General features: G+C 28.6%; 13 protein-coding genes. 12 read left to right on the top strand and 1 reads right to left on the bottom strand.

All coding sequences use genetic code 11. The features are described 5' to 3' along the window. The coding region (locus I6E17_RS04535; RefSeq protein WP_235235843.1) for a Wzz/FepE/Etk N-terminal domain-containing protein at positions 1-301 on the bottom strand (301 nt) is incomplete at its 3' end. A gap of 360 nt (positions 302-661) precedes the next feature. On the opposite strand from I6E17_RS04535, the gene I6E17_RS04530 reads away from it, so the two are divergent. The 12 genes from I6E17_RS04530 (at position 662) to I6E17_RS04475 (ending at position 12109) form a co-directional block, all read left to right on the top strand. Beyond that, entirely contained in the window at positions 662-1258 is a 597-nt protein-coding gene (locus tag I6E17_RS04530) for a hypothetical protein (RefSeq protein ID WP_235235841.1), read from the top strand. A 179-nt stretch (positions 1259-1437) separates the two neighbouring features. Next, a complete protein-coding gene (locus tag I6E17_RS04525) occupies positions 1438-4851 on the top strand; it encodes a DNA polymerase III subunit alpha (protein WP_235235839.1) in 3414 nt (1137 codons plus the stop codon). Positions 4852-4922: 71 nt separating this feature from the next. Further along, complete coding sequence (locus I6E17_RS04520) at positions 4923-5345, top strand: acetyl-CoA carboxylase biotin carboxyl carrier protein (RefSeq protein WP_176829640.1); 423 nt, start codon at positions 4923-4925, stop codon at positions 5343-5345. A gap of 24 nt (positions 5346-5369) precedes the next feature. Further along, on the top strand, positions 5370-6710 hold the full coding sequence (gene accC / locus I6E17_RS04515; protein ID WP_176829639.1) for an acetyl-CoA carboxylase biotin carboxylase subunit: 1341 nt from the start codon (positions 5370-5372) through the stop codon (positions 6708-6710). A gap of 76 nt (positions 6711-6786) precedes the next feature. Then, complete coding sequence (locus I6E17_RS04510; RefSeq protein WP_176829638.1) at positions 6787-7152, top strand: Asp23/Gls24 family envelope stress response protein; 366 nt, start codon at positions 6787-6789, stop codon at positions 7150-7152. A gap of 22 nt (positions 7153-7174) precedes the next feature. Next, positions 7175-7684: an alkaline shock response membrane anchor protein AmaP gene (gene amaP, locus I6E17_RS04505; protein WP_176829637.1), complete on the top strand. Its 510-nt coding sequence runs from the start codon at positions 7175-7177 to the stop codon at positions 7682-7684. A gap of 11 nt (positions 7685-7695) precedes the next feature. Then, a complete protein-coding gene (locus I6E17_RS04500) occupies positions 7696-7905 on the top strand; it encodes a DUF2273 domain-containing protein (RefSeq protein ID WP_176829636.1) in 210 nt (69 codons plus the stop codon). 15 nt (positions 7906-7920) lie between these two features. Beyond that, positions 7921-8316: a transcription antitermination factor NusB gene (gene nusB / locus I6E17_RS04495; RefSeq protein WP_176829635.1), complete on the top strand. Its 396-nt coding sequence runs from the start codon at positions 7921-7923 to the stop codon at positions 8314-8316. A gap of 106 nt (positions 8317-8422) precedes the next feature. Next, positions 8423-9553: a cyclically-permuted mutarotase family protein gene (locus tag I6E17_RS04490; protein WP_176829634.1), complete on the top strand. Its 1131-nt coding sequence runs from the start codon at positions 8423-8425 to the stop codon at positions 9551-9553. A gap of 82 nt (positions 9554-9635) precedes the next feature. Continuing rightward, positions 9636-10232, top strand: coding sequence for a hypothetical protein (locus tag I6E17_RS04485; protein ID WP_176829633.1), 597 nt, complete (start codon positions 9636-9638; stop codon positions 10230-10232). Between the two features lie 92 nt (positions 10233-10324). After that, complete coding sequence (locus I6E17_RS04480) at positions 10325-11146, top strand: transketolase (protein ID WP_176829632.1); 822 nt, start codon at positions 10325-10327, stop codon at positions 11144-11146. 36 nt (positions 11147-11182) lie between these two features. After that, complete coding sequence (locus tag I6E17_RS04475) at positions 11183-12109, top strand: transketolase family protein (RefSeq protein WP_176829631.1); 927 nt, start codon at positions 11183-11185, stop codon at positions 12107-12109. The last annotated feature ends 89 nt before the right edge of the window (positions 12110-12198 follow it).

The following is a 12198-nucleotide window of genomic DNA, read 5'->3' as shown; positions in this document are numbered from 1 at the left end:
CATTTATTTCTTTATTACTAATAAAACCTTCTAATCTTTCTATATTAATTTCTAATTCATCAAAAGTAAAAGTTTTATCTTTTTCTAATAATACCATATTTAAAAAATTATTTCTTAATATAATTTCTGCTGAATAGATTTTAGGCTGATTATTTTTATAAAAAGCAAAACCACTTGCTATAATAGTACATAATATTGTTATTACAATAACTATTTTTCTTTCTTTGATTATTGTTTTTAAAAGTTCTGTTAAATCAATTTCATCTTCTTCATATTGTTTTTCAATATCATATCTTTCCATTTTTTCTCCTAATATTCTTAATGTATATAAATTTAAAAATTTTTATACATATAGTTATCAATGGGAAAATGCTTATTTTATTAATAATTTTCTTTAAAAATATATAATAATATGATATTATTATAAGTAAATTTAAAAGTATAAAAATTTTTAAGTTTTTATACACTTTACTATAAATCTGTTTTATTTTTAATTATATCATAAAAAAATTTTTTAAAAGAAAGAATCTAATTCAAAGGAAGAAATTCTATAAGCAATATTGAACAAGAATTTATATCATTAGAAGATAAAGTTGAAATACAAAATATTTATGAAGAAATCAATTTTTTAAAACAAATAAATCTTACAAAAATAGAAAATATGGTAAAAGATTATAAAATAACAAAAAACCCAAATGAACTTATGATAAATTATAGACAGAAGCTTCTTGATTTAGAAAAACAAAAAGAGCTTGCTACAGGAAAAATACAACAGCTTGAATCAATGATAAAAGCTTATAAACTAGATGATAAAAATATTGTTATAATGAATAATGGAAATTCTGAAAAAATTAATACAAATACTGAAAACTACTATACAGAATTTTTAAGACAACTAGCTGATGAGAAAATCAAACTTTCAAATATCCTAGTAGAAATTAAAGATATCAATAAAAAAATGAACCAAACTTTAAATACTGATTCTTCAAAAATAGAAGAAATTAATAAAGAGTTAAACTCTGTAATTACTTCTGCAAATATAAATTTTGAAAAAATTAATAATCTTACTGTTAAAAATTATAATAAAAAATATTCAGATATAATAAAAATAACAGAATCTGTAACAACAAAATCTTCTTCAAAAACTATGTTTATTACTCTTATAGGATTTATTCTTGGAGGATTTTTAGGTATATGCTATGTCCTTATTAGAAATTTTATTTTTGAAGAAAAGAAAAAACAAAAAAACAATATTTAAATATTTTTAAGACATAATTCAAAAAAGGGATATAATTAATAACTTATATCTCTTTTTTTATTTTGTTTCTCCCTCTTTGTTCACTGTATAAATTCAGATTACTATATTTTTTCAGATGATTTTTAATTTGGAATAATGTATAATATATGGTAAGTAAAACTGATTAAGGAGGAAAAATTATGAAAGATACTTTTACACATCTGCATTTACATACAGAATACAGCCTTCTTGACGGTGTAGGAAAAATAGATGATTATTTAAAAAGGGCCAAGGAACTTGGCATGAAAAGTATAGCTATCACTGACCATGGAAACATGTTTGGTGCTATAGAAATGTATAAAAAAGCAATAAAAAATGGAATAAAACCTATCATAGGAATAGAAGCTTATATCTCTGAATTTGAAAAAGAAAAAAAAGAGGGAAGAAATTTCCATCTTATTCTTCTTGCAAAAAATGAAAAGGGATATAAAAATTTGATGAAAATAAGCTCTGAGGCATATATCAACGGATTTTACTATAAACCAAGAATAGATAAAGAATATTTAAAAAATCATAACGAAGGAATTATTTGTCTTTCTGCTTGTATGCAAGGTGAAATTTCAAGAAGAATTCTTGACAGAGAACCTGAAGAAAATATTGAAAAATCTGTCACATCTTATATAAATATTTATGGAAAAGATAATTTCTATATTGAAATTCAAGGAAATGGTATTGAAGGACAAAAAGAACTTAATAAGCAACTTGCTGCCCTTGCAAAAAAAAATAACATAAAGCTTGTGGCTACAAACGATACTCACTATGTACAAAAAGGCGATCATACTCTTCAAGATATTATGATATGCATACAGACAGGAGCAAAAATTTCTGATGAAAAAAGAATGAGAATTGAAACAGAAGAGCTCTATCTAAAAAGCAGAGAAGAGATGATAGAATCTTTAGGAGAAGAATATACAGAGGCTGTTGATAACACAACAGAGATAAGCAGTAAATGTAATTTAAATATTGATTTTGGAACTTTTAAATTTCCTTATTATGAGCTCCCTACATGTACTAAAAACATTGAGGATTTACTTAGAAGACTTGTTTATCTAGGGCTTGAAAACAGATATCCAAGTGGACTCACTGAAAAAATTTTAGAAAGAGCAGAATATGAACTTTCTGTTATAAATAAAATGGGATATGCTGAATACTTTGTTGTTGTTTGGGATTTTATTACTTATGCAAAACAAAAAAGAATTCCAGTAGGTCCAGGAAGAGGTTCAGCTGCAGGAAGTCTCGTATCATATGCTCTTAAAATTACAGATCTTGATCCTATAAAATATAATCTTATTTTTGAAAGATTTTTAAATCCTGAAAGAATATCTATGCCTGATATTGATATAGATATTTGTCAAGAAAGGCGTCAAGAACTTATTGATTATGTTACAGAAAAATATGGAATGGATAAAGTAGCACAAATTGTAACTTTTGGTACTCTTAAAGCAAGAGCTGCCATTCGTGATGTAGGGCGTGTTCTTGATATACCCCTTTCAAAAATAGATAAAGCTGCTAAACTTATTCCATTCAATTATTCAATTGATACAGCTTTAAAAAACATACCAGAACTAAATAAACTATATACAACAGACAAGGATATTAAAAATGTTATAGATATATCCTCAAGAATTGAAAATAAAGTAAGACATACTTCTATTCATGCTGCTGGAATAGTTATAACAAAAGATCCTCTTAATGAAACTGTTCCTCTTTACTGTGATAAAGATAATGTTATTTCTACACAATATCAAATGAAAGAACTTGAAGACTTAGGTCTTTTGAAAATGGACTTTTTAGGACTTAGAAATCTTACGAATATTCAGAGAGCTGTTGATTACATTGAAGCTGATACAGGAGAAAAAATTATTCTTCATGATATTCCTCTTAATGTAAAAGAAGTTTACGACATGCTTTCAAAAGGAGATAGTTTAGGTGTGTTCCAACTTGAATCTAATGGAATAAGAAGGATCCTTACTAAACTTAAACCAGAAAGATTTGAGGATATCATCGCTCTTCTTGCTCTTTACAGACCAGGACCTCTAGGATCTGGTATGGTTGATAACTTTATTAACTGCAAAAATGGAAGAGAGGAAATAAAATATCCTCATGAATCTTTAAAGAATATTCTTCAAGAAACTTATGGAGTCATCCTTTATCAAGAACAGGTAATGAAAATTGCTAATATTATGGCTGATTATTCCCTTGGAGAAGCTGATCTTTTAAGAAGAGCAATGGGAAAAAAGAAAGCTGAAATCATGGATGAAAATAGAGAAAAATTTATTTCCCGTTCTGTTGCAAAAGGATATTCTGAAGAAAAAGCTACAGAAATTTTTGACCTTATTGATAAATTTGCAGGATATGGGTTTAATAAATCCCACTCAGCTGCATATGCTCTTATTGCATATTGGACTGCTTGGCTGAAAAAAATGTATCCTAAACATTATTATGCAGCACTGATGTCTTCTGAAATAAGTCATATAGAAAACATTGCTGTCTATGTTGAAGATGCTAAAAATCATGGAGTAAAACTTAAATTTCCTGATATAAATAATGCTGCATCAAAATTTAAAGTTGATAGCAATGGAATTATATTTGCACTGTCTGCTATAAAAAATGTTGGAGAAAAAGTTGCAGAAGGAATAAAAAAAGAGTATGATGACAACGGCGAATATAAAACATTTGATGATTTTATATTTAGAACAAAACAATTTGGTATGAATAAAAAAGCTGTTGAAGCTCTTATTTATTCAGGAGCATTAGATGGTGTTCCTGGAAATAGAAAAGAAAAAATAGAATCTTTAGGAAAAGCTCTTGAATTTGCAACAAAAAGACTTAAAGAAGACGAAATACAACAGATGAATCTTTTTGGTGAAGCTAAATCAAGTATAAATGGTTTTTCTCTTGCGAAAACAGAAGACTATTCTATGGATGAAAAACTTGAAAAAGAAAAAGAATTTCTTGGCTTTTATTTCAGTGCTCATCCTCTTGATAAATATAAAGCTATTCTTGAAGCATATAAAAGTGATAAGATACAAGATATAAAAGATGAAGACGATAATAGACCTGTAAAAATTTTTGGAATTTTAAGAGATACAAAAAAAATAATTACTAAAAAATCTGGAGAAATAATGGGAGTCTTTGAACTTGAAGATTATTTCAATAGAATTTCAGGAATTATTTTTCCAAAAGATTTTTCTAAAAATATCGGAAGTTTTTTAGAAGGAAACGTTGTTTTTATATCTGGTTTTCTTCAAACAGACTATTTTAACGGTACAGAAAATAAAAAACTTATAGCTAGAGAAATTATTTCAGCTGATGTTCTTGCGTATGAAAAAGGATACACTGTATATATTCTTGTAAAAGATGATGACAAAGGAAAACTTCCTAAATTAAAGAGAATTCTTCACTCTTATAGAGGAGAAGCTCCTGTAAGTCTTGCTGTAAAAACAGAAACTGAAAAAAAAGTTGTAAGAACAAAAACTTATGTATCACCTACAAATGACTTCATTAAAGAAATAATAACCCTTATGGGAGAAGGGAGTATAGTTATTAAATAACAAATGTAATTTAATCTTGATACATTTTTAACGGTATGGTAAAATTAGTAAAACTAAAACAGGAGGTTTCCGTGGATAAAGATAAGCAGTTAATAGATGAATTAATCAGAATTCTTAGTGAAAAAGAACTTTCTGAAATTAATTTTGAGGAAAAAGATTTTAAAATAAAAATTAAAAAAGATTTGACTGAAGAGATACAGACTGAAACAATTGAAGAAGAAATTGTTCAAGAGCCTGAAAAAGATGAAAGCATAAAAGATATAAAATCAAGCAACATAGGAAAATTCTATTTCTATGATAAAGATGGCAAAGCAATTATTTCAATAGGACAAAGTATAAAAGCTGGACAAACTATAGGATATATCTCTACTGTAGGAATAAAAACGCCTATTAAGTCAAAAATTGCTGGAACTATTGAAGATATTCTTCTTAAAAATGGAGAAGCGACAGATTATGGAAAGATACTGATAAGAGTTAAACAGTTATCTGACTAAAGTTTTGTATTGGAGGAAAATTAATTGAAAAAGATACTTATTGCAAACAGAGGAGAAATAGCTGTAAGAATAATAAGAGCTGCAAAAGAACTTGGTATAAAAACAGTTGCAGTATATTCTGAAGCAGATAAAGAAAGCCTTCATGTTAAACTGGCTGATGAAGCTGTATGTATTGGTCCTGCAAGTGTGGGAGAATCATATTTAAAAATACCTAATATCATAGCTGCTGCTGAAATAACTGAAGCAGACGCTATACATCCAGGATATGGATTCCTATCTGAAAATGCCCGTTTTGCAAAAATATGCAGAATTCACAATCTTATCTATATAGGGCCAAGTCATGAATGTATTAAAAATATGGGAGACAAAGCCACTGCAAGACAAACTGCAATAGATAATAATGTCCCTGTAACAAATGGAACTGGTATTATCACAAATATTGAGGATGCTAAAAAAGAAATTGCAGAGAGAATAGGATATCCTGTTATGATAAAAGCTACTGCTGGTGGAGGCGGTAAAGGTATGAGAATTGCCAGAAACGACAAAGAACTTGAAAGAAATGTCGTTGCTGCTCAAAACGAAGCTGAAGCTGCTTTTAATAATCCTGATGTTTTCGTTGAAAAATATGTTGAAAATCCTAAACATATAGAAATTCAAATTCTTGGAGATAAACATGGAAATGTTATTCATCTTGGAGAAAGAAACTGTTCTATACAAAGAAGACATCAAAAGCTTATAGAAGAATCACCTTCATTTGGACTTCCTGAAGAAGTAAGAAAAGAAATGGGTGAAGCTGCTGTAAGACTTGCAAAAGCTATAGGATATGATTCTGCAGGAACGCTAGAATTTCTTGTAGATGATAAAAATAATTTCTATTTTATGGAAATGAATACAAGAATTCAGGTTGAACATACTGTTACTGAAGCTGTAACTGGAATTGATATTATAAAACTTCAAATTGCTCTTGCTGAAGGAGATATTCTTAATATTTCACAAGAAGATGTAATTCTTGATGGACATGCTATAGAATGCAGAATAAATGCTGAAGATACTGAAAATGGTTTCCTTCCTTCTCCTGGAAAAATTACTAAATATATAGCTCCAGGTGGAATAGGAGTAAGAATAGATTCACATTCTTATCAAGGTTATGAAATTTCTCCATATTATGATTCAATGATCGGTAAAATAATTACATTTGGTATGGACAGAGAAGAGGCTATTACAAGAATGGAAAGAGCTCTTTCTGAATATGTTATAGAAGGAGTTGACACAACAATTCCTTTCCATCTTCAAGTCCTTAAAAATAAAAATTATAGAAAAGGAAATGTAACAACTGCTTTTATTGAGAAAGAATTTGGGTTATAATATAGGATATAAAGGAAACAACTTTTATATAGGAAATCATAATACAAAATAATTACATTTGTAAGGAGGACACATTATGAACAATCTAGGAAATATAAAAATTGCAGATGATGTTGTAAAAGCTATTGCTGCCAAAGCGACTGAGGATGTAGAAGGAGTTTACAAACTTGCCGGAGGTGTAGCTGACGAAGTAAGTAAAATGCTTGGTAAAAAAAGAGTAACTAACGGTGTAAAAGTTGAAGTGGGAGAAAAAGAATGCAGTATTGATACTTTCATCATAATTGATTATGGTTATCCTATTTCTGAAGTAGCTAAAAAAGTTCAAGAATCTGTTTTAAAAGCTGTATCTGAACTTACTGCACTAAAAGTTGTTGAGGTAAATGTATTTGTACAAGATATAAAAATCCATGAAGAGAATACAGTAGAACCTGAAATTTTATAAAATTTTAAAGGGCGTGATATTTATGCTTAGAAAAGTTATATTCTTTTTTGCATGGTTAGGGATATTTGTTCTATCAATTGTAGGAATTGTTTATGTAGCAGTTCCTGGATTTCTTGTTAAATTCAATATAGATGGATTTATGTGGAATGCAGCTGTTGTTGTTATTTCACTTATATATCTTTTTATATCTCTTTTAAAATTTACTTCACTTTTTTCTAAAGAAGAAGGTTATGTTATAAAAAATGAAAACGGAGAAGTAAGAATCTCTATTGATTCTATAAAAAATATTATAAAAGAGATTTTAAACCGTGACAAAGATGTAAGAAATGTAAAAATAATCTGCGGCAGAAAAGGTAAAAAACATACTGTTACTATTTATATGGACATGGAAACTAACAAAAGTATTGCTGAAAAAACTTCTGAAATACAAAATGCTGTTAAATATGAACTTCAAGACAAACTTCAACTTGATGTAAATGTTGTTGAAGTTAAAATCAAAAAACTTTCATTAAAAAACAGCCCTAATGCATAAGAGGTGATTTCATGCTGGAAGATATGATAGTTTCTTTTATAGAAAACAGAAAAAAAATATTCGGTGCTGTTGCAGGATTTATAATCGCTGTCCTTTTAGTTGAGTATGGATTAATTTCTACAATTTTCATACTTTTAGTTACTTATCTTGGTTACAGAATAGGAGACAGCACTGTTATTAAAAAAATAAAAAAGAAAATAATTGAAAGATTACAAGATTAATTTAAAGGGGACAAAATGAGCAGAAGGCTAGCTAGAGAAGAATTATTTAAAATTGTATTTGAATCAGAAATAAACGGAAAAGATTTAGACACAGTTTTAGCCTCTTACTTAGAAAGAGAAAATGAGGTAGAATTAAATGAGAAAGGAAAAGAATTTTTAGTTGAGTATGCAAAGGGAATTTCTGAAAATCAAGATAAAATCCTTGCAGAACTTGATGAAAAAATGGAAGGATGGAGTTTTGAAAGAGTAGGAAATGTTGAAAAAGCTCTTTTAAAAATATCTGTTTACGAAATCTTATTTAAAGATACTCCAAAAGAAATTATAATTAATGAGGCTGTAGAGCTTGCTAAAAAATACGGTGATGTTAAAACTTATGAGTTTGTCAACGGAGTTTTAGCTAAACTTGTATAGTTTATAAAAAAAATAGCAAAATTTAAAGATAAGCTGGAAATAAAGTTTTTAATAAAATTTTATTCTCCAGCTTTATATTTATTCTTAAAGAGGTAGAGGTATACAAATGAAAAAAATTTTAACAGGATTAATTATTTGTGGAATTTTCACAGGTTGTTTCTCTTCTCCTGTAAAAAATCCAGAAGTAGAAAAACAAATTGCATGGGAATATGCTGGTTCTCTTCCAGCTCCTGAAGGATATAATAAAAATATAGGATTATCAGGCATGATGGCAGGTAATATTGAAAACTTTGTAATTGTTGGAGGAGGAACAAATTTTCCTGAAAAATCTATTCTTGACGGGGGAGAAAAAAAGTTTTATTCAGATATTTTTATTTTTGAAGATATAAATGATTCTCTTTCTATAAAAAATCATATAAATTTTAAAAATACTATTGGTTATGGTGCTTCTGTTAAAAATGAAAAAGGAATATTTTATATTGGAGGAAGCTCTAACTCTGAAGCAGATAATGACATTTTATTTTTCTATATGGATAAAGAGAAACTTGCTTATAAAAAAATCGGAGATTTACCTTTTTCTTTCAGACAGGGAGCTGCTGTTGAAAAAGATGGAAAACTATATATTATTGCAGGATTTCAAAATGGAATACCTACAAATAAAATGTTTGAATTTGATATAAATTCTGGAAAAATTAAAGAACTTCCATCTGTTCCTGGAGCAAAAGGAAGAACTCAATGTATAGCACAAATTCTAAATGATTGTATCTATGTTTTTAGTGGAGGTAATCTTACTGCTTTTACTGACGGATATAAATATAATTTCAAAACAGGAAAATGGACAGAAGTATCTTCTGTTGAATATAATGGAGAAAAACTTTCTCTTCTCGGTGCTTCTTCTGTTAAATTAAATGAATATGAAATGCTTGTAATAGGAGGATTCAACAAAGAGGTTTATGATAATGCAGTTAAAAATATGGGAATTTTAAGAGGGCAAGAACTTTTAAAATTTAAAGCTTCTTATTTTGAAAAAGATCCAGAAGAATTTAAATGGAATAAAAATATATTAATTTATAATGCAAAAACAAATAAATGGAAATCAATAGGAGAACTTCCTTTTAATGCTCCTTGTGGAGAAGGACTAGTGCTTATTAAAAATAAAATTTATTCTATTGGAGGAGAAATAAAACCAGGAATAAGAACTTCTAAAATATACAGAGGAGAAATATTAAAAAAATAAAGGCATAAATTTTTTAATTTAGTGATTTTTTTCTAAAAATATAGTAAAATAGAAATGTATGAAACATTAAACGGAGAGATATATGGAAATATTTTTAGAATATGTGGACAAAGTGGGTCTTATAGGTATAATCGTAGCTATTACAGCTTTCCTTACTGGAATTAAATTTCCAGACTGGGATTTTAAATTAAAGCTGCAGCACAGAAGTATTTTAACACACAGTCCACTTTTTTTATTTCTGCTTATTGAACTTTATAAAAAAGAAAAAAATGATACTTTCAGATTTTTCATAGCAGGATTTGCTTTAGCTCTCGCAGTTCATTTTATTTTTGATTTTTTTCCAAAAGGCTGGAGCAGAGGAGCTCTTCTGCATATTCCTATTGCAAGAATCGCTCTTTCTCCAAAAATAAGTAAAATTCTTTTTATGCTTTCAATAATAATATCAGTATACATTACTGTTAATATGACAAAATCATTTGAAGAATTTCTTTTTTTAGGAATTCTTGCTCTTTGGACATTTCTTAAGCATACAATTAAAGAAGAAAAATTTTTCAGACCTTGTATTCTTTTTACTTTAATCTTTCTTTTTATAGGAAGTTTTAAATTTGATGAAATAAATAAAAATCTGAATAAAAGCAGAAAATATATTATAAGCTATGTAAAAGAAATAAAAAAATAAAATTTATTTCTTTTTAGATGCACCTATTTTCTTGACAATTTTATTACTGAAATAATATAATTTAATTAAATATATATTTGAAAGGAGAAAAAATGAAGGATATTAATCTTTTATCAAAAACAGCAAACGAACTTAGAAAAAATGTTGTAAAAATGATTTGCAATGCTAAATCAGGACATCCAGGAGGGTCTTTATCTGCAGCAGATATTGTCACTACATTATATTTTTCTGAAATGAATGTAGATCCTAAAAATCCAAAAATGGAGGACAGAGACAGATTTGTTCTTTGTAAAGGACATGCAGCTCCTGTACTATATGCAGCACTTGCAGAGAAAGGATATTTTGAAAAAGATTTATTAATGACTTTAAGAAAATATGGTTCACCTCTTCAAGGTCACCCAGATATGAAAAAACTTCCTGGAGTTGATGCTTCTACTGGTTCTCTTGGACAAGGACTTTCTATTGCAAATGGAATGGCTCTTGCAGGAAAACTTGATAAGAAAAATTACAGAGTTTATGCTCTTTTAGGAGATGGAGAACAACAAGAAGGACAAGTATGGGAAGCAGCTATGACAGCAGCTCATTATGGACTTGATAATCTTTGTGCTTTCCTTGACTCAAACGGTCTTCAAATAGACGGTGAAGTTGAAAAAGTTATGAATGTTACACCTTTAGAAGAAAAATGGAAAGCTTTTGGATGGCATGTTATTGAAATAAACGGACATGACTTTAAAGAAATTATTGATGCTTTAGATGAAGCTAAAACTGTTAAGGGAAAACCTACAATGATTATAGCTAAAACTGTTAAAGGTAAAGGAGTTTCTTTCATGGAAAACCTTGCATCTTGGCATGGAAGTGCACCTAATGCAGAACAAGCTGAAAAAGCATTGGAAGAATTATCTAAAAACGACTAAAAAATTGCAGGAATTTACCTAGGAGGAGATTAGAAGATGATAAAAAAAGCGACAAGAGAAGCTTACGGAGAAGCTTTAGTTGAGCTTGGAAAAATAAATGAAAATGTAGTAGTGTTAGATGCAGACCTATCTGGATCTACAAAGACAAGTATGTTTAAAAAAGCATTCCCTGAAAGACATTTCAATGTGGGAATAGCTGAAGCTGATCTTATTGGAACAGCTGCTGGTTTTGCTGCTTGTGGAAAAACAGCTTTTGCTTCAACATTTGCTATGTTTGCTGCTGGAAGAGCATTTGAACAAATAAGAAATACTGTAGCATACCCTAAATTAAATGTTAAAATAGCACCTACTCATGCAGGAATATCTGTAGGAGAAGATGGAGGATCTCACCAATCTGTTGAAGATATAGCTATAATGAGAGCTATTCCTGGAATGGTTGTTTTATCTCCTGCTGATGCTGTTGAAACTAAAAAAATGGTTTTTGCTGCTGCTGAATATGATGGACCTGTTTATATCAGAATGGGAAGATTAAATGTTCCTGTTTTATTTGATGATAACTATGATTTCCAAATTGGAATTGCAAACACATTAAGAGATGGTAAAGATGTTACAATAGCTTCTACAGGTCTTATGACTGCTGAGGCTCTTAAAGCTGCTGAAGAACTTGAAAAAGAAGGAATTTCTGTAAGAGTTATAAATGTAGGAACTATTAAACCTCTTGACGGAGAAACAATATTAAAAGCAGCAGAAGAAACTAAATTTATAGTTACTGCTGAAGAACATTCTGTTATAGGAGGACTTGGTTCTGCTGTGTCTGAATTTTTATCAGAAGTTCACCCTACTAAAGTTAAAAAAGTAGGTATCTATGATAAATTTGGTCAAAGTGGAACTGGAGAAGAACTTCTTCAAAAATATGAACTTACTGCAGAAAAATTAATATCTGTTATAAAAGAAAACTTATAATAAGTATATTTAATTAAAATAATTCTAAAAGCTGAATAATAAAATTTTCTATCTAAAAATATCAGCTATTTTTAAATCTTGAAAATTTT

The sequence above is a fragment of the Fusobacterium perfoetens genome (genome assembly GCF_021531595.1).
GTDB lineage: Bacteria > Fusobacteriota > Fusobacteriia > Fusobacteriales > Fusobacteriaceae > Fusobacterium_B.
This window is presented reverse-complemented; position numbering and strand designations above follow the sequence as displayed.

Bases quoted from the DNA above. Each gene is read 5' to 3' on its own strand.
- I6E17_RS04480 (WP_176829632.1), top strand. From the start codon at position 10,325: ATGAAGGATATTAATCTTTTATCAAAAACAGCAAACGAACTTAGAAAA.
- I6E17_RS04530 (WP_235235841.1), top strand. From the start codon at position 662: ATGGTAAAAGATTATAAAATAACAAAAAACCCAAATGAACTTATGATA.
- I6E17_RS04500 (WP_176829636.1), top strand. From the start codon at position 7,696: ATGCTGGAAGATATGATAGTTTCTTTTATAGAAAACAGAAAAAAAATA.
- I6E17_RS04525 (WP_235235839.1), top strand. From the start codon at position 1,438: ATGAAAGATACTTTTACACATCTGCATTTACATACAGAATACAGCCTT.
- I6E17_RS04475 (WP_176829631.1), top strand. From the start codon at position 11,183: ATGATAAAAAAAGCGACAAGAGAAGCTTACGGAGAAGCTTTAGTTGAG.
- I6E17_RS04485 (WP_176829633.1), top strand. From the start codon at position 9,636: ATGGAAATATTTTTAGAATATGTGGACAAAGTGGGTCTTATAGGTATA.
- nusB (WP_176829635.1), top strand. From the start codon at position 7,921: ATGAGCAGAAGGCTAGCTAGAGAAGAATTATTTAAAATTGTATTTGAA.
- I6E17_RS04510 (WP_176829638.1), top strand. From the start codon at position 6,787: ATGAACAATCTAGGAAATATAAAAATTGCAGATGATGTTGTAAAAGCT.
- I6E17_RS04490 (WP_176829634.1), top strand. From the start codon at position 8,423: ATGAAAAAAATTTTAACAGGATTAATTATTTGTGGAATTTTCACAGGT.
- amaP (WP_176829637.1), top strand. From the start codon at position 7,175: ATGCTTAGAAAAGTTATATTCTTTTTTGCATGGTTAGGGATATTTGTT.